The following is a 19,177-nucleotide window of genomic DNA, read 5'->3' as shown; positions in this document are numbered from 1 at the left end:
CACTGTCTGCCCTGGAACCGCGCTGTCATGCCCATTTCTGCCCTGCCTGTCGAGACCCGTATCCCCGCCTCGCTGTTGTTGCTGCTGTCGCGCATCGTCGCGGGCACGATGTTTGCCGTATCGGGATGGAACAAGCTGTTCACCGATGACGGCAGGGATCGCATGCTGGCCACACTCGCCGAGGCGGGTATCCCGTGGCCGGCGGCCAGTGCCCCTGCAGTGGCGATGGTGGAGTGGGTGCTGGGAGCCACCCTGGTGCTTGGCGTGCTGCCGCGCCTGTCGGCCGCAGCGCTGATGATGATCTGCGCGGTAGCGGCCTTCACCGACGGTATCGGGCGCATCCCGGCCGGCCTGGGGCCTTTGGATTGGCTGAGCTGGTTCCTGTATCTGCCGGAGGTGCCACTGGGCGTGGCCCTGGCGTGGGTGTGCGTGCTGGGCGCGGGGCGTTATGCGCTGTGGACGGGACGCGGCGCTTCGCCCATGGCATGAACGGTGGCGCGCAGCGCCCGCGATGCGGGCTCCTGCATACTTGCGGAGACATCCACCCACACACGGATCTGCCGCATGACCATCGCACCCGCTTCTTCGCCGGCCATCGATCTCTGCGCGGCCGCCCTGGCGGCCGACGTGGCGGCAGTGCAGGCCGGCCTTGCGGCGGGCGCCGATGTCAGCGCAGAAAGCGCCCATGGCTTCACTGCGCTGGAATGTGCGGCGCGCGCAACCAATGACACCCCGGCGGCCCAGCATCTGCAGGTACTGCGTTTGCTCATCGATGCAGGAAGCCCGCTGGAACATCTCGGTGGCGGCGGTCGGACCGCGTTGTACCTGGCCGCTGAATTTGCGCTGGATTGCGCGCCGGTGCAGATGCTGCTCGACGCCGGTGCGAACCCGGCGGTGCGCGACGGCGGCGGCAACCATATCGTCGTCAACGCGATGATGCCGGAGGTACAGGCGCTGCTGTCTGCGGTGACCGGCTTTCCCATTCCGGTGCAGGTTGAGCCCCGGCCGCCGCAGAAGATGCGGGCCGCCGACTGGCGCGCCGCCCACGCGAAGATCACGGCGGTGTTCGCCGGTCTTGAGGCCGAGGGCATCGTCACCGCGCAGGACATTGGCCTGACCCAGGACGATGGCTTCGCCGACACCGCCCAGCAGTTCATCGAACGCGGCGGTATGGACGCCGGCCTGGTGGGTCTGTGCTTCTACACCCGCCAGGATCTCAACCGCGCCAAGCGCAGCAGCGATCTCAGCCTGGGCTTCTGGGCCGGGCCGGAGGGCGCCAGCGCCGCCATGGAACAGGTGGGGCGCATGATCGTGGATGCGTTCAGTGCGGCGGGGCTGGCGGTGGACTGGAATGGCTCGGCAGCGCAGCGGCCCACGGTGGACCTGCGCGGCGTGGCGTAAGCCGCATCGTTACTCCGTGGTGCTGCGCAGCCAGCGCCACAGCGTGGTACGCGACACGCCCAGGCGCTGGGCGACCTGCTCACGGTTACCGCCGTGGTCGTCGAGCAGCTGCTGCAGCGTGTCGCTGCCGGGGCGCGCCCCCACGCGCTGGGCCACGCCACCCGGCACTGCGCCGGCCAAGGCGAGCGGCGCGGTGGGGACCGATGACAGCTCCGGCAGCCAGGCCTGCATCTGCGCCAGCGACAGCTCGCCCTGCCCATGCGGCCAATGGATGCGCAGCCGGTCGACCGTGTTGCGCAGCTCGCGCACGTTGCCCGGCCACGCGTAATCGCACAGCCGCTGCAGCGCCGCGGCGGCGAGCGGTGACGGCGTACCGGCCAGCAGGGTGAAGAAGTGTTCCAGCAGCAGCGGCACGTCGTCGCGGCGTTCGTGCAGGGTCGGCAACGCGATCCGCAACGCAGCCAGGCGGTAGTAAAGGTCGCGGCGGAAGCGCTGGGCATCCACCAGCGATTCCAGCGTCTGCAGCGTGGCCGCAACCACGCGCACGTCCACCGGGGTAGGTTCGGTGGCACCCACGCGCAGCACTTCGCGCTCCTCCAGTACCCGCAGCAGCCGTGTCTGCAACGGCAGCGGCAACTCGCCGATCTCGTCCAGGAACAGGGTGCCGCCATCGGCCGCCTCGACCAGGCCGACACGGCCGCCGCGCCGCGCGCCGGTGAAGGCGCCTTCGGTGTAGCCGAACAGCTCCGCTTCCAGCAGCGATTCACTGATGGCCCCGCAGTTGAGCGCGACAAACCGCCCGCGCCGGCCACTGCTGCCGTGCAGTTGCCGGGCCACCAGTTCCTTGCCGGTGCCGGTCGCGCCGGTTACCAGTACCGTGCTGTCGTGCGGGGCATACAGTGCGATGCGGTCGCGGACCTGCTGCATCGCGGCGCTGTCGCCGAGCAGCGCGTGGTCGGCATCGCGGCGACGGGCCGGCGGACGACGCCGCGGCGAGGGGGCGCCCACCCGCGCCAGCGTCTGGGTGAGTTCCAGTGCGTGCTCGAACGCCTGGCGCACCGAATCGGCCGAGTACAACAGCACCCCGGGCAGGCCCACCTGTTCGGCATGGTCGATGGCCATGCCGGTGCCGACGATCACTTCGATGCCGTTGGCGCGCATGTCGGCGATGCAGTCGCGTGCGTCTTCACGGGTCACGAAGCGGCGGTGCTCGATGTCCAGCCCGAAGCTGTGCTGGAAGCTGCCGAAGGTGGGCACGTCGGTGGCGTGGGTAACCAGACCGATCCGGGGCGCGATCCGGCGCGCCCGCGCCAGCGCCTCCATCAGGTCGAAGCCGTTGGCCTGGATCGGCACCAGCGGCACCTCCAGCCGGCTGCGCAGGTAGGCCGCGTTGGAGCCGCCGGCGATGACCACGTCGCAGTGCTCGCGGCGCAGGCGTTGGCCGATCACGTCCACCGCTTCCTCGAAGCCGAGGTTGATCGGCACGGTCCGCGCGCGGCGGTCGAACTCGGGGATCACATCGCCCAGCAGCCCGGTCAGGCGCGACACGCTGACGGTCCAGATCACCGGCAGGCTGCCGGCGTCCGGGTCGGGCAGGCGGGAACGGTGGCGGGGCAGGCTGATCGACATGGCGGCGTTTCAATGTTTCAGTTCCGTCCATGTTACAGGTGTTTCAATGTTGCACGGTGAAACGTGCCTGTTACCGCCCTGTCTCAATCAAATCAGACACTTGGCACTTGGCACGGCCCTTGCGCCTTCACTCCTGTCAACCACCCTGGAATGCTGCCCGATGAGCACCCCTGTTTCTTCCGCTGGCGCCCGTTTCCGCGCCGCACTGGCTGCCGAATCGCCCCTGCAGGTGATCGGCGCGATCAACGCCAACCACGCCCTGCTGGCGCAGCGCGCCGGCTACCGCGCCATCTACCTGTCCGGTGGCGGCGTCGCGGCCGGTTCGCTGGGCCTGCCGGACCTGGGCATCAACACCCTGGAAGACGTGCTGATCGACGTGCGCCGCATCACCGATGTGTGCGACCTGCCGCTGATGGTGGACATCGACACCGGCTTCGGCCCCAGCGCGTTCAACATCGCGCGCACCGTGAAGTCGCTGATCAAGGCCGGCGCCGCCGCCTGCCATATCGAAGACCAGGTCGGCGCCAAGCGCTGCGGTCACCGCCCGGGCAAGGAAATCGTCACCCAGGGCGAGATGGTCGATCGGGTGAAGGCGGCCGCCGACGCCAAGACCGACCCGGACTTCTTCCTGATCGCGCGCACCGATGCCATCCAGGTGGACGGCGTGGATGCGGCCATCGAACGTGCCATTGCCTGCGTCGAGGCCGGCGCTGACGGCATCTTCGCCGAGGCTGCCTACGACCTGGCCACCTACCGCCGCTTCGTCGACGCGGTGAAGGTGCCGGTGCTGGCCAACATCACCGAGTTCGGCAAGACCCCGCTGTTCACCCGCGACGAACTGGCCTCGGCCGGCGTTGCCATCCAGCTGTTCCCGCTGTCCGCGTTCCGCGCCGCCAACAAGGCCGCCGAGAATGTGTATGAGACCATCCGCCGCGACGGCCACCAGCGTAATGTGGTCGATGCGATGCAGACGCGCGAAGAGCTGTACGACCGTATCGGCTACCACGCCTTCGAGCAGCAGCTCGATGCGCTGTTCGCCGCCAAGAAGTAACGTCGCACCACTTGTTTTCTGGAGGGATCATGAGCGAAGCAACCACCGCGCCCGGCTTCAAGCCGAAGAAATCCGTCGCCCTGTCCGGCACCGCTGCGGGCAACACCGCGCTGTGCACGGTGGGCCGCAGCGGCAACGACCTGCACTACCGGGGCTACGACATCCTGGACCTGGCCAACACCAGCGAGTTCGAGGAAATCGCCCACCTGCTGGTGCATGGCAAGCTGCCCACCCGCGCCGAGCTGGTGGCCTACAAGTCCAAGCTGAAATCGCTGCGCGGCATCCCGGCCGCGGTCAAGGCCGCGCTGGAAGAACTGCCGCCGTCGGCGCACCCGATGGACGTGATGCGTACCGGTGTGTCCGTGCTGGGCTGCGTGTCGCCGGAAAAGGATGACCACAACCATCCGGGCGCGCGCGACATCGCCGACAAGCTGATGGCCTGCCTGGGCTCGATGCTGCTGTACTGGTACCACTGGAGCCACAACGGCCGCGCCATCGACGTGGAAACCGACGATGACTCCATCGGCGGCCACTTCCTGCACCTGCTGCATGGCGAGAAGCCGCAGGACTCGTGGGTGAAGGCGATGCACACCTCGCTGATCCTGTACGCCGAGCATGAATTCAATGCGTCCACCTTTGCCTGCCGCGTCATTGCTGGCACCGGCAGCGACATGTACAGCTGCATCACCGGCGGCATCGGCGCGCTGCGGGGTCCCAAGCACGGCGGCGCCAATGAAGTGGCCTTCGAAGTGCAGAAGCGCTACGACAGCCCGGACGACGCCGAGGCCGACATTAAGGCCCGCGTCGAGCGCAAGGAAGTGGTGATCGGCTTCGGCCATCCGGTGTACACCGTGAGCGATCCGCGCAACAACATCATCAAGGAAGTGGCGCGCGACCTGTCGGCCGAGCAGCAGAACGTAAAGATGTTCGACATCGCCGAGCGCCTGGAAACGGTGATGTGGGACATCAAGAAGATGTTCCCGAACCTGGACTGGTTCAGCGCGGTCAGCTACCACATGATGGGCGTGCCCACGGCGATGTTCACCCCGCTGTTCGTCATCGCACGCACCTCCGGCTGGAGCGCGCACATCATCGAGCAGCGCATCGACGGCAAGATCATCCGCCCCAGCGCCAACTACACCGGCCCGGAAGACCAGGCCTTCGTGCCGATCGACCAGCGCAGGTAAGACAGACGTACCGCACCCGTTCGCGGGTGCCTTGCGGAGCAGGCCGGCGTGATGCCGGTCTACTCCGTTGCGGCGTCGCTACTCCTTCTTCGCCGGTGTCACGACGCCCCGGCCCGCCAACAAGCAGCTATCGCCAGCCATGAATACTCAGTACCGCAAGAACCTCTCCGGCACCGCGCTGGACTATTTCGATACCCGGGCCGCGGTCGATGCGATCCAGCCCGGCGCCTATGCCACGCTGCCGTATACCTCGCGCGTGCTGGCGGAAAACCTGGTGCGCCGCTGCGACCCGGCCACCCTCGAGGCCTCGCTGCGGCAGCTGATCGAGCGCCGCCAGGACCTGGATTTCCCGTGGTTCCCCGCGCGCGTGGTGTGCCATGACATCCTGGGCCAGACCGCGCTGGTGGACCTGGCCGGCCTGCGGGATGCCATCGCCGATGCCGGTGGCGACCCGGCCCAGATCAATCCGGTGGTGCCGACCCAGCTGATCGTCGATCACTCGCTGGCCGTGGAATTCCCCGGCTTCGACAAGGCTGCGTTCGAGAAGAACCGCGCCATCGAGGACCGTCGCAACGAAGACCGGTTCCACTTCATCAACTGGACCAAGAAGGCGTTCAAGAACGTCGACGTGATTCCACCGGGCAACGGGATCATGCACCAGATCAACCTGGAGAAGATGTCCCCGGTGGTGCAGGTGCGCGACGGCGTGGCCTTCCCCGATACCTGCGTGGGCACCGACAGCCACACCCCGCACGTGGACGCGCTGGGCGTGATCGCCATCGGCGTGGGCGGCCTGGAAGCCGAGAGCGTGATGCTCGGCCGCGCCTCGTGGATGCGCCTGCCCGACATCATCGGCGTGGAACTCACCGGTCGCCCGCAGCCGGGCATCACCTGCACCGACATCGTGCTGGCGCTGACCGAATACCTGCGCAAGGAGCGCGTGGTGGGGGCGTGGATCGAGTTCTTCGGTGAAGGCGCCACCGCGCTGACCATCGGCGACCGCGCCACCATTTCCAACATGACCCCGGAGTTCGGCGCCACCGCGGCGATGTTCTCCATCGACCAGCAGACCCTGGACTATCTGCGCCTGACCGGCCGCGAGGAAGCCCAGGTGCAGCTGGTGGAAACCTACGCCAAGGCCACCGGCCTGTGGTCGGACGACCTGGCCAACGTGCAGTACGAGCGCGTGCTGCAGTTCGACCTGTCCAGCGTGGTGCGCAACATGGCCGGCCCGTCCAACCCGCACAAGCGCGTGGCCACCAGCGAGCTGGCCGCACGCGGCATCGCCGATGAAGCCAAGCTGGCCTCGGGCAAGCTGGAGCAGGAACAGGGGCTGATGCCCGATGGCGCGGTGATCATCGCCGCCATCACCAGCTGCACCAACACCAGCAACCCGCGCAACGTCATCTCCGCCGCCCTGCTGGCGCGCAACGCCAACCGCGCCGGGCTGGCCCGCAAGCCGTGGGTGAAGAGCTCGCTGGCACCCGGTTCCAAGGCCGTGCAGCTGTACCTGGAAGAGGCCGGCCTGCTGGGCGACCTGGAACAGATGGGCTTTGGCATCGTGGCCTTCGCCTGCACCACCTGCAACGGCATGAGCGGCGCGCTGGACCCGAAGATCCAGCAGGAAGTGATCGACCGCGACCTGTACGCCACGGCGGTGTTGTCGGGCAACCGCAACTTCGACGGGCGCATCCATCCGTACGCCAAGCAGGCGTTCCTGGCCTCGCCGCCGCTGGTGGTGGCCTACGCGATCGCCGGTACCGTGCGGTTCGATATCGAGAAGGACGCCCTGGGCCACGACGCCGATGGCAACCCGATCACGCTGAAGGACCTGTGGCCCAGCGATGCCGAGATCGATGCGGTGGTCAAGGCCTGCGTCAAGCCGGAGCAGTTCCGCCAGGTCTACGACCCGATGTTCACCTTCAAGGTGGAGCACGGCGCGCCGATCAGCCCGCTGTATGCGTGGCGCGAGCAGAGCACCTACATCCGCCGCCCGCCGTACTGGGAAGGCGCTCTGGCCGGTGCGCGCTCGCTCAGTGGCATGCGTCCGCTGGCCGTGCTCGGCGACAACATCACCACCGACCACCTGTCGCCGTCCAACGCGATCATGGCCAGCAGCGCCGCCGGTGAATACCTGGCCAAGATGGGCCTGCCGGAAGAGGACTTCAATTCCTACGCCACCCACCGCGGCGACCACCTCACCGCACAGCGCGCCACCTTCGCCAACCCGAAGCTGATCAACGAAATGGCCGTGGTCGATGGCCAGGTCAAGCAGGGCTCGTTGGCGCGCGTGGAGCCGGACGGGCAGGTCACGCGCATGTGGGAAGCCATTGAAACCTACATGGCGCGCAAGCAGCCGCTGATCATCATTGCCGGTGCCGATTACGGCCAGGGCAGTTCGCGCGACTGGGCCGCCAAGGGCGTGCGCCTGGCCGGCGTGGAGGCGATTGCCGCCGAAGGCTTCGAACGCATCCATCGCACCAACCTGATCGGCATGGGCGTGCTGCCGCTGGAGTTCAAGGACGGCGTGAACCGCAAGACGCTGGGCATCGACGGCACCGAAACCTTCGATGTGATCGGCGAACGCGTGCCGCGTGCCGAGCTGACCCTGGTGATCCACCGCCGCAACGGTGAACAGCTGAAGGTGCCGGTCACCTGCCGCCTGGACACTGCCGAGGAGGTGTCCATCTACGAGGCCGGTGGCGTGCTGCAGCGCTTCGCCCAGGACTTCCTGGAAGCGTCGCAGGTGGCGTGAGGGCAACACGGGCGCGCACCCGGTGTGCGCGCCCGCAGCGTCGGTGGCATGGGGCCACCGATGCGCTGGCAAGCGATACCAGACAGGACGGTCGGCGACATGTTCTACACCGTGGCGGGCATCATCAACACCGCGTTCATCCTGCTCAGCCTGGTCGGCGTGTGGGCGCAGCTGCGCAAGGTCTGGCGACGCCGCAGCGCGGGCGCGGCCAACGGTGGCGCCACCGACATCCTGTCGCTCAACCAGTTCACGGTCAGTTTCCTGGCCTATCTGTCGTTCTTCGTCTACGGCTACACCATCCAGCCGTTCAACCACTTCATTGTCTGGCCGCGCCTGCTCGCCTCGGTGCTGGTGCTGCTGATCCTGCGCGAGATCTGGACGGACCGTCGCAGCCGCGCGGCCACCACCGGGCTGGCGCTGGCCTGCCTGGCACTGCTGTGTGCGCTGGCCGGGCTGGTTTGGGGGCAGCGCCACGTCGACGAAGGGCGGGTACTGGCCTCGGCGATGATCGTGGCCATCACCGCGTTGCTGGCGCAGGGGTATGCGCACCAGATCCTGCTGATCTGGCGCTCCGGCCGCACCGGTGCGGTATCGCTGCGGATGAGCCAGCTGATCCTGCTGATGGATGTTTCCACGGTCGTCTTCGCCTTCGCGATGGGGCTGCGCCTGGGCTGGCCGCTGTTGCTGCTGGCCGTGGTCAGCGGCAGCACCAAGCTGGCCATCCTGTGGCTGTTCCGCTGGGAGCAGCGCAGCGCCATGGCCGCGCACAAACGTCATCCTCTTCCTGCGCTGGTCGCCCAGCGCTGATTTTTCCGAGACTTCCAAGGCATCCGTTATGACCTTCCTCCCCCAGCTCCGCATTCCGGCCACCTACCTGCGTGGCGGTACCAGCAAGGGCGTGTTCTTCCGGCTGACCGACCTGCCGGTGGCGGCGCAGGTGCCGGGCCCGGCCCGCGATGCGCTGCTGATGCGCGTGATCGGCTCGCCCGACCCGTATGGCAAGCACACCGACGGCATGGGCGGTGCCACCTCCAGCACCAGCAAGTGCGTGATCATCGCCGCCGCGTCGGTGCCCGATCATGACGTGGACTATCTGTATGGTCAGGTCGCCATCGATACCGCGTTCGTGGATTGGAGCGGCAACTGCGGCAACCTCAGCACCGCGGTAGGCCCGTTTGCGATCAGCAACGGCTTCATCGACCCGGCGCGCATCCCGCACAACGGCATCTGCACCGTGCGGATCTGGCAGGCCAATATCGGCAAGACCATCCTGGCCCACGTGCCGGTCGTGGATGGCCAGGTGCAGGAGATCGGCGATTTCGAGCTGGACGGGGTGACCTTCCCGGCGGCCGAGATCCAGCTGGAGTTCCTCGACCCGTCCGATGACGGCGACGGCGAGGGCGGGTCGATGTTCCCGACCGGCAACCTGGTCGACACCCTGGACGTGCCCGGCGTGGGCAGCTTTCAGGTGACGATGATCACCGCCGGCATTCCCACCATCTTCCTCAACGCGGCCGACCTGGGGTACACCGGTACCGAACTGCAGCCGGCGATCAACGAGGACAAGGCCGCACTGGCCCGCTTCGAGGCGATCCGTGCGCACGGCGCGGTGCGCATGGGCCTGATCGACAGCATCGACCAGGCCGCCACCCGCCAGCACACGCCCAAGGTGGCGTTCGTCGCCCCGGCGCAGGACTACGTGTCTTCCAGCGGCAAGCAGATCGCGGCGGGCGACATCGACCTGCACGCGCGCGCGCTGTCGATGGGCAAGCTGCACCACGCGATGATGGGCACGGCGGCGGTTGCGATCGGCACCGCCGCCGCGATCCCCGGCACGCTGGTCAATCGGGCCGCCGGTGGCGGCGAGCGTGAAGCGGTCACCTTCGGGCATCCGTCCGGCACGCTGCGGGTGGGCGCACAGGCGGCGTTCGTTGACGGGCAGTGGACGGTCACCAAGGCCATCATGAGCCGCAGTGCACGCGTGCTGATGGAAGGCGCGGTGCGGGTACCCGCCGACACCTTGTAGGTTCAACAGGAGATCACGATGTCCGGTCACGACCACAGCAGCAACCAGCGACCGCCATGGGATGCGGTCATGACCGACATCGTGGACTACGTGCGCGACTTCCGGGTGGAGTCGCCGCTGGCCTTCAGCACCGCGCGCCATTGCCTGATCGACACGCTTGGCTGCGGCCTGGCGGCCCTGGCGTTTCCCGCCTGCAGCAAGCTGCTCGGACCGCTGGTGCCTGGCACCCGGGTGGTCAACGGCGCGCGCGTGCCGGGCACGCGCTTCGAACTGGACCCGGTGCAGGCCGCCTTCAACATCGGCGCGATGGTGCGCTGGCTGGACTTCAACGACACCTGGCTGGCCGCCGAATGGGGCCATCCGTCCGACAATCTCGGCGGCATCCTGGCCACCGCCGACTGGCTCAGCCGCAACGCCGAAGCACTGAGGCGGCCGCCGTTGACCATGCGCGACGTGCTCGTGGCGATGGTCAAGGCGCATGAGATCCAAGGCTGCCTGGCGTTGGAAAACGCATTCAACCGGGTCGGGCTGGACCACGTGGTGCTGGTCAAGGTGGCCTCCACCGCCGTGGTCGCGCACCTGCTCGGGCTGGACCGCGAGCGCATGCTCAACGCGGTGTCGCTGGCCTGGGTGGACGGGCAGTCGCTGCGCACCTACCGGCACGCCCCCAATACCGGGTCGCGCAAGAGCTGGGCGGCCGGCGATGCCACCAGCCGCGCCGTGCGGCTGGCACTGATGGCCGCGGCGGGCGAGATGGGCTACCCGAGTGCGCTGACCGCACCCACCTGGGGGTTCTACGACGTCAGCTTTGGCGGGCAGCCGTTCCGCTTCCAGCGCCCGTATGGCAGCTACGTGATGGAAAACGTGCTGTTCAAGATCAGCTACCCGGCCGAATTCCACGGGCAGACCGCCGTGGAGGCGGCGATGCAGCTGCATGCGCGCATGCGCGCGGCCGGCAAGCGCAGCGAGGACATCGCCCACATCACCCTGCGCACCCAGCAGGCCTGCCTGCGCATCATCGACAAGCCCGGCCCGCTGCATAACCCGGCCGACCGCGACCACTGCGTGCAGTACATGGTCGCCATCGCGCTGATCTTCGGCCGCCTGGTGGCCGAGGATTACGAGGACGACGTGGCCGCCGACCCGCGCATCGATGCGCTGCGCGCGAAGATCACCTGCGTCGAGGAGCCGCGCTACACCGCCGACTACCTGGACCCGGACAAGCGCAGCATCGCCAACGCGCTGGCGGTGGCGTTCACCGACGGCAGCACCCTGGAGGCCGAGGTGGAGTACCCGCTGGGCCACGCCCGCCGCCGCGCCGAGGGCATCCCGCTGCTGGAGGACAAGTTCCGCGCCCACCTCACCGCCACCTACCCGACCCAGCAGCAGCGCCGCATCCTCGACGCCTCACTGGACCCGGTGGTGCTGGAAGCGATGCCCGTACACGACTACGTAAACCTCTACGTAGCCGGGTAGAGCCGACCGTCGGTCGGCTGGCACATCCCCAGCCGGCCGCACCCGACGCGCGGTCGGCCACACCACATCCCCGGTAGAGCCGACCGTTGGTCGGCTACCCCGGACGCCACGCAGACCCGACCGTCACCCGGCTCCGCTCGAGCCGGGTCGCCCTCTATACTGGCCGCCTTGATCAAGGAGCGTCATCATGGCTAGCCGCAGTCGGGTCGGGCAGTGGAGCTGGAAGGGAATCGCGGGCCTGGCGCTGGTCGCCGGCCTGGCCCTGGGCATCGGGGGCTGCAACCGCAACAACAGCGGACAGCTGCCCACCCCGTCCGGCGCACCGATCGCGGCCAAGGCCGAGAAGGTCAGTGAGTTCACCCTGGTGCGGGCTTACCCCGACCAGAAGGGTGACGGCGTGTCGCTGGCGCTGGAATTCTCGCGCCCGCTGGTGGGCACCCAGGACTTCGACGCACTGGTCCGCTTCGCCGAGAAGGTGGGCACCGAGGACAGCAGCTGGACCCTGTCCGATGACGGACTGACCCTGCGCTACCCGTTCGTCGAGGCGGCCAAGGAATACAACCTGATCGTCTCGCCCGACCTGCTGGCCGCCGATGGCAGCCGGATCGGCAAGGAGCTTCGCCAGAAAGTGTTCACCGGCGAGCTCAAGCCGGTGGCCGGCTTCGCTTCGCAGGGCAGCGTGCTGCCGGCCAAGGACAGCCGTGGCCTGCCGGTGGTGTCGGTGAACGTGCAGGAAGTGGACGTGGAGTTCCTGCGCGTGCGCGAGAACCAGCTGCCCACCTTCTTCAGCCAGTACCAGCGCGGCGGGCGTCGCGGCAGCTGGGACCTGGACAGCGACTATGACGACCGCGTGCCGATGTCCAAGCTGGCCGAGCCGGTGTACGTCAACCGGTTCGTGCTGGGCGGCAAGCAGAACGAGCGCGTGCTGACCTACCTGCCCACCCAGGAGATCAAGCAGCTGCAGGAGCCCGGCCTGTACTTCGCGGTGATGAAGCGCAGCGGCTCGTTCGAAAGCGAGTTCGACACCGCCTTCTTCACCGTCAGCGACATCGGCCTGCACACCCGCGCCTACAAGGACAAGCTGTTCGTGCATACCGCCTCGCTGCAGAGCGGGGCGGCGCTGAAGAAGATCGAGCTGCGCATCCTCGACGGCAAGGGCGAGGTGGTGCTCAAGGGCAGCACCGACGGCAACGGCAATGCACTGCTCAACTACACGCTCGATGCCAGCCACGTGCTGATCGCCAGCAGCGGTGCGGACACCTCGATGCTGCCGTTCAACCAGCCGGCGCTGGACCTGAGCGAGTTCGCGGTGGCCGGGCGCGACAACGCCTGGTTCGACGTGTTCGCCTGGTCCGGCCGCGACCTGTACCGCCCCGGTGAAACGGTGCGCATCTCCGCGCTGCTGCGCGACAACGATGGCAAGCCGACCAAGCCGCAGCCGGTCTTCCTGCGCCTGAAGCAGCCGGACGGCAAGACCTTCCGCGAAACCCGCCTGCAGCCGGGCGAGCAGGGCTATTTCAGCTTCGAACAGACCATTCCGGCCGAAGCCCCGACCGGGCGCTGGCAGGTGGAATTCCGCACCAACCCGGCCAGCAAGGAAGCCATCCAGGGCATGACCCTGCGCATCGAGGAGTTCCTGCCCGAGCGCATGAAGCTGGACCTGGACAGTGCCCAGAAGACCCTCAAGCCGGGTGAGCCGCTCAAGCTGATCGCCGATGCGGCCTACCTGTACGGCGCGCCCGCCGACGGCAACCGCTTCACCGCGCGCCTGGCCGTGGCGGCCGAGCAGTCCCCGGTGGAGGCGTTGCCGGGCTACTTCTTCGGTGACCCCACCATTGCACTGCCGCGTGAGGCACGCGACATCATCGACACCGAATTCCCGGCCGACGGCAAGCTGCGCCAGGACGTGGCGCTGCCCGATGAGGTCAAGCCGACCGCCCCGATCGCGGTGGTGGTGTCCGGCAGCGTGTACGAAACCGGCGGGCGCACCGTCACCCGCACGCTGAAGCGGGTGATGTGGCCGGCGCCGGCGCTGGTCGGCGTGCGTCCGCTGTTCAATCCCGATGACGGCGCCGATGCCAACAGCAGCGCGCGCTTCGAAGTGATGCGTGTGGACGCCGCAGGCAAGCCGCAGCCGGCCAAGGGCCTGAAGATCACCCTGGTGCGCGAGCTGCGCGACTACCACTGGACCTTCAACGACAACCGCTGGGATTACGACTTCACCCGCCGCTTCGAGAACAAGGACACCCGCACTGTCGACGCCAGCACCGCGGCCACCACGGTCGACCTGCCGGTGGAGTGGGGCGAGTACCGCCTGGAGGTGTTCGATCCGACCACCGGGCTGACCAGCCGCTATCCGTTCCGCGCCGGCTGGAGCTGGAACGACGACAACCGCGGCCTGGATGCACGCCCGGACAAGATCAAGCTGGGCCTGGACAAGACCGGCTACAAGGCCGGCGACAAGGTCCGCGTCACCGTCACCCCGCCGCATGCCGGCAAGGGCATCCTGATGGTGGAAAGCGACAAGATGCTGTACGTGCAGGAGATCGACGCCAAGCCGGGCAGCACCTTCGACATCCCGGTCACCGCCGAGTGGGAGCGCCACGACGTCTACATCACCGCGCTGGTGTTCCGTGGCGGCAGTGCGCCGAGCAAGATCACCCCGGCCCGTGCGGTGGGCGTGGTGCACGTGCCGATGGACCGCAAGGCGCGCCAGATCGCGGTCGGCCTGTCGGCGCCCAAGCAGATGCGCCCCGAGCAGATCCTGCCGGTGACGGTGAGCGCGCCGCAGCTGGCGGGCAAGGTCGCGCACGTGACCGTGTCGGCGGTGGACGTGGGCATCCTCAACATCACCCGCTTCCCGGTGCCCGACGCGGCCGGCCACTTCTTCGCGCAGCGCCGCCTGGACGTGGATGCCTATGACATCTACAGCCGCGTGATCGAAAGCTTCGACGGCAGCAGCGGCAAGCTCAAGTTCGGCGGCGACATGGCGCTGGCGGCGATGCCCCAGGCCAAGCGTCCCACCGCGCGTGTGCAGACCGTGGACCTGTTCTCCGGACCGGTGAAGCTCGATGCCAAGGGCATCGCCCGGATCGCGCTGAAGGTGCCGGACTTCAACGGCACCCTGCGGGTGTCGGCGGTGGTGTATTCCGATGACCAGTACGGCAAGCGCGATGTGGAAACGGTGGTGCGCGCGCCGATCCTGGCCGAAGCCAGCATGCCGCGGGTGATGGCGCCGGGCGACCGCAGCACGGTCACCCTGGACGTGCAGAACTTCACCGGCACGCCGGGCGAGTTCAAGGTGCAGGTCGACGGCATCGGTCCGCTCGCCCTGGGTGAACCGACCCGCACGCTGCAGCTCAAGGCCGACGCCAAGACCACCCTCAGCTTCCCGCTGACCGCGCGCGAGGGCTACACGGTGGCCAAGGTGCGGGTGCGGGTGGACGGCAACGGATTCAAGGTGGATCGCCGCTACGACCTGCCGGTGCGCGCCGCCTGGCCGCAGATCCTTCGCTCGCAGACCCGCACGCTGGACCCGCTGGGTGCAGTGGAGATGGGCAGCGGCCTGGCCGATGGCCTGATGAGCGATTCGGTGACCGCCCGCATGCTGGTCAGCGCGCTGCCGCCGATTCCGTTTGCCAGCGCGCTCAACGACGCACTGAAGTATCCGTATGGCTGCGCCGAGCAGACCACCAGCAAGGGTTACGCGGCACTGATGCTGGACGAGGCGACCTCGGCCATGCTCGGTGCCGACGGCCTGGATGCCAAGACCCGCCGTGAGCGCATGGAAGGCGCGTTCGGCCGGCTGGCCTCGATGCAGGTGGCCAACGGCAACTTCTCGATGTGGGGCGACGACGGCTATGTGAACCCATGGCTCACCCCGTACATCGCCGAGTTCCTGCTGGATGCCAAGGACGGAGGTTTCGCGGTGCCCGACAGCGTGCTGCAGAAGGCGCTCAACCGCCTGAGCGAAGACCTGCTGTCCGGTGGCAACCAGTTCTACGGTGAAGACCGCCGCGAGAACCTCAAGTTCGCCAACCAGGCGTACTCCGGTTACGTGCTGGCGCGAGTCAACCGCGCGCCGCTGGGTACGCTGCGCGCGCTGTATGACAACGAACGCAGCAAGGCACTGACCGGCCTGCCGCTGGTCCACCTGGGCATCGCGTTGTCGCTGCAGGGCGACCACAAGCGTGGCGATGCGGCCATTGCCGCCGGCTTTGCCAAGCCGAGCAGCGAACGCCCGCAGTACTTCGGTGACTACGGCAGCGCGGTGCGCGATGACGCACTGATGATCGCGCTGCTGCACGAGCGCAAGCTGTCCAAGCCGGGCTATGACGCCCGTGCGGTCGACCTGGGCCGGGCCCTGGATGCACGCCGCAGCAGCAGCGGGCTGTGGTTGAGCACGCAGGAACAGGTCGCCATCGCGCGCCTGGGCAAGGCCCTGTCGGCCAACCAGAAGAAGCTGGTGTCCGGCGAACTGGCTGTGGGCGGTGAGGTGGAGGCCATCGCCGCGCGTCGCCTGTTCGGGCGCAGCTTCGACTACGCCGCGCTGGCCAAGGGCGTGCGCTTCACCCCGCAGGGGGAGCCGCCGATGTTCGCCAGCCTGGACGTGGCCGGCATCCCGCGCACCGCACCGGAGCCGGACAGCCGCCACCTGGGCGTGGAACGCACCTGGTACACCACGGACGGCAAGCCGTGGACGCCGCGCGCGTTGAAGGAAGGCGAGGCGTTGATCGTGCGGGTCAGCATCACCCCGAACGTGGACATGCCCGACGCGCTGCTGACGGACCTGTTGCCCGCTGGCCTTGAGATCGAGAACTTCAACCTGGGCGACGCCAAGCAGTGGGCCGACGTGGTGGTGGACGGGCTCAACGTCAACGACCGCGGCGATGCCGCCACGCTGCGCCACGAGGAGTTCCGCGACGACCGCTACGTGGCCGCGGTGAAGCTGTCGCGGGGCAGCACCGCCAAGGTGTTCTACCTGGTGCGCGCGGTCACCCCGGGCACCTACACGGTGCCGCCGCCGCTGGTGGAAGACATGTACCGCCCCGATCTGCGTGGGGTGGGCCGCAGCTACCCGACCACGTTGACCGTGGTCCAACCGTGAGCCGGGTGCGGGCCATCGCCGCCGCGATGGCCCGCACCACGCTGTCGTTCAGCCGATGACGTCATTCCCCTTCAAGCGCCTGGCACTGCGGGCGCGGCAGTGGCTGTTGCCCACGCTGCGGTGGGGCACGGTGGCCGTGCTCAGCCTGCTGCTGGTGCTTGACCTGGCGTTCCCGCCGCCGCTGCCGAAGCTGCGCGACACCAGTACCCTGGTGGTCGCCCGCGACGGCACGCCGCTGCGCGCGTTCGCCGATGCCGACGGTGTGTGGCGGTACCCGGCGTCCATCGACAGCGTGTCGCCGCTGTACCTGCAGGCGCTGCTCAATTACGAAGACCGCTGGTTCTGGCGGCACCCCGGGATCAACCCGTGGGGGTTGCTGCGCGCCGGCAAGCAATGGCTGCTGCAGGGGCGGATCGTGTCCGGTGGTTCCACCCTGACCATGCAGGTGGCGCGCATCCTCGACCCGCATACGCGCACGCCGTGGGGCAAGGCCAAGCAGATGCTGCGTGCGGTGCAGCTGGAAGTGCACCTGAGCAAGGCGCAGATCCTGGCGCTGTACCTGGAACGCGCACCGTATGGCGGCACCATCGAAGGCGTGGAGGCGGCCAGCTGGGCCTACCTGGGCAAGCCGGCTGCGCGGCTGTCGCAGGCCGAAGCCGCATTGCTGGCGGTGTTGCCGCAGGCGCCCAGCCGGCTGCGCCCGGACCGCCACCCCGAAGCGGCGCAACGCGCGCGCGACAAGGTGCTCGAGCGCATGGTCGCGCTGGGCGTGTGGAGCCGTGACGACGTGGACGATGCCCGCATCGAGCCGGTGGTCACCCGCGCGCTGCAGCCGCCGCTGCATGCCGCGCTGCTGGCGCAACGGCTGCGGTCGGCGCAACCGCGTGCGGCGCGGATCGAAAGCACGTTGGACATCGGCCTGCAGCGCACGCTGGAAGAACGGGTGTCGTCGTACTTCTCGCAGCTGCCCGAACGTACGTCGGCGGCGTTGCTGGTGGTCGACAACCGCACCCTGGAGGCCCGCGCCTACGTCGGTTCGGTGGCTTTCGGCGACAAGCAGCGGCTGGGCCACGTGGACATGGTGCAGGCCTGGCGCTCGCCCGGCTCCACGCTCAAGCCGTTCCTGTACGGCATGGCGCTGGATGATGGGCTCATCCATTCGGAAAGCCTGATGGTGGACGCACCGCAGGCGTTCGGTGGTTACCGCCCGGGCAATTTCGATGCGGCGTTCAACGGGCCGGTCAGTTCGGCCACGGCATTGCGGCTGTCGCTCAACGTGCCGGCGGTGGACCTGCTGGACCGGGTCGGCTCGGCGCGCTTCGCCGCGCGGCTGTCGCACGCCGGCATCACGCTGCGCTTCCCGCATGGCAGCGCGCCCAACCTGTCGCTGATCCTCGGCGGCACCGGTGCGCGCCTGGAAGATCTGGTTGGGGCATTTGCCGGATTCAACCGCAACGGCATCGCCGGCCGTGTGCGCTATACCGCGGCCGATCCGGTGATCGAACGCCGCCTGATGTCGCCGGGTGCGGCGTGGATCACCCGCGAAGTGCTCGAGTCCAACCCGCGGCCGGGGTACGGCAGCGGCACCTTCGATGTCACCGGGCGCCCGCGGGTGGCGTGGAAGACCGGCACCAGCTACGGCTACCGCGATGCCTGGGCGATCGGCAGTACCCGCCACTACACCGTGGGGGTGTGGGTGGGGCGGCCCGATGGCACGCCGTTGCCCGGGCAGTACGGTGCGGTCACCGCGTTGCCGCTGATGTTCGAGGTGGTGGACAGCCTGCCGCGCCAGGCCGGCGACGCCAGTGGCGCGCCGATGCCGCCCAACGTGACCCGCGAGGCGATCTGCTGGCCGACCGGGGAGCTGGCCGAGCGCACCGAGGACGCGTTGTGCCAACGCCGCCTGGATGCGTTCGTGCTGGACGGCGTGGTGCCGCCCACCTTCGCCGAACGCGACGCGCGGCTGTGGCAGCCGGGGCGCCAGCGGTTCAACGTGGACGCACGCAGCGGCCTGCGGGTGTCGCCGGATTGCCGCCTGCCGCACGAGACCGAGGCGCGCGAGATCGCGCGCTGGCCGGCCCTGTTGTCCCCGTGGTTGCCCTTGGCACAGCGGCATGCGTCGCAGCTGCCGGCGTTGTCGCTGGACTGCAGCGACGATGGCCGCGAGAGCGGGGGCAGCCTGCACATCGAAGGCCTCAACGACCGCGCCACACTGGCCCGCGCGCCCAACGCCGAGCACGGCGTGCGCCTGCAGCTGCGCGCGCTCGGCAACGACAACAGCATCGACTGGCTGCTGGATGGTCGCTGGATCGCCCGCACCGAGGGCGCGCGCCTGTTCCAGCGCGATTTCGACGAAACCGGCGAGCACACCCTTACCGCGCTCGCCTCCGATGGTGCGTGGACGCAGGTCCGGTTCCGCATCCTGCGGTAGCAACCCGCGGTGGCGCGCACCGATCGCAACGCCCCGCGCATCCATCCAACGGCACCCGCATCCATCCCAACGTCACGCGGTGACACCGGTAGGGTCGCGCCCCAGCCGACTGCC

General features: G+C 68.5%; 11 protein-coding genes. 10 read left to right on the top strand and 1 reads right to left on the bottom strand.

Annotated elements, in window-relative coordinates; genetic code table 11:
- The first annotated feature begins 27 nt into the window (after positions 1-27).
- Together ACZ0AE_RS14775 and ACZ0AE_RS14770 are read left to right on the top strand one after the other, a co-directional pair.
- Positions 28-489: a DoxX family protein gene (locus tag ACZ0AE_RS14775; RefSeq protein WP_463601465.1), complete on the top strand. Its 462-nt coding sequence runs from the start codon at positions 28-30 to the stop codon at positions 487-489.
- Between the two features lie 75 nt (positions 490-564).
- Positions 565-1,401 (top strand): ankyrin repeat domain-containing protein, encoded by an 837-nt coding sequence (locus tag ACZ0AE_RS14770; RefSeq protein WP_463601464.1) that lies wholly within the window; start codon positions 565-567, stop codon positions 1,399-1,401.
- Positions 1,402-1,410: 9 nt separating this feature from the next.
- On the opposite strand, the gene prpR is transcribed toward ACZ0AE_RS14770, so the two are convergent.
- Positions 1,411-3,030, bottom strand: coding sequence for a propionate catabolism operon regulatory protein PrpR (gene prpR, locus ACZ0AE_RS14765; RefSeq protein WP_463601463.1), 1,620 nt, complete (start codon positions 3,028-3,030; stop codon positions 1,411-1,413).
- Between the two features lie 160 nt (positions 3,031-3,190).
- On the opposite strand from prpR, the gene prpB reads away from it, so the two are divergent.
- From prpB to pbpC, 8 genes are all read left to right on the top strand, one after another.
- Positions 3,191-4,081, top strand: coding sequence for a methylisocitrate lyase (gene prpB / locus ACZ0AE_RS14760; protein WP_038686907.1), 891 nt, complete (start codon positions 3,191-3,193; stop codon positions 4,079-4,081).
- 29 nt (positions 4,082-4,110) lie between these two features.
- Positions 4,111-5,268: a bifunctional 2-methylcitrate synthase/citrate synthase gene (prpC, locus tag ACZ0AE_RS14755; RefSeq protein ID WP_038686909.1), complete on the top strand. Its 1,158-nt coding sequence runs from the start codon at positions 4,111-4,113 to the stop codon at positions 5,266-5,268.
- Between the two features lie 139 nt (positions 5,269-5,407).
- A complete protein-coding gene (gene acnD / locus ACZ0AE_RS14750) occupies positions 5,408-8,023 on the top strand; it encodes a Fe/S-dependent 2-methylisocitrate dehydratase AcnD (protein ID WP_463601462.1) in 2,616 nt (871 codons plus the stop codon).
- A 99-nt stretch (positions 8,024-8,122) separates the two neighbouring features.
- Positions 8,123-8,830 (top strand): hypothetical protein, encoded by a 708-nt coding sequence (locus tag ACZ0AE_RS14745; protein WP_463601461.1) that lies wholly within the window; start codon positions 8,123-8,125, stop codon positions 8,828-8,830.
- A 28-nt stretch (positions 8,831-8,858) separates the two neighbouring features.
- Entirely contained in the window at positions 8,859-10,049 is a 1,191-nt protein-coding gene (gene prpF / locus ACZ0AE_RS14740; protein WP_038686915.1) for a 2-methylaconitate cis-trans isomerase PrpF, read from the top strand.
- An 18-nt stretch (positions 10,050-10,067) separates the two neighbouring features.
- Positions 10,068-11,525, top strand: a complete 1,458-nt coding sequence (locus ACZ0AE_RS14735; protein WP_463601460.1) for a bifunctional 2-methylcitrate dehydratase/aconitate hydratase — start codon at positions 10,068-10,070, stop codon at positions 11,523-11,525.
- 187 nt (positions 11,526-11,712) lie between these two features.
- A complete protein-coding gene (locus ACZ0AE_RS14730; RefSeq protein WP_463601459.1) occupies positions 11,713-16,632 on the top strand; it encodes an alpha-2-macroglobulin family protein in 4,920 nt (1,639 codons plus the stop codon).
- 55 nt (positions 16,633-16,687) lie between these two features.
- Entirely contained in the window at positions 16,688-19,063 is a 2,376-nt protein-coding gene (pbpC, locus tag ACZ0AE_RS14725) for a penicillin-binding protein 1C (RefSeq protein WP_463601458.1), read from the top strand.
- The last annotated feature ends 114 nt before the right edge of the window (positions 19,064-19,177 follow it).

This window comes from Stenotrophomonas sp. AC248, from assembly GCF_979258185.1.
The sequence above is the reverse complement of the archived record's forward strand: the minus strand, read 5'-3'. Positions and strand labels throughout refer to the sequence as shown.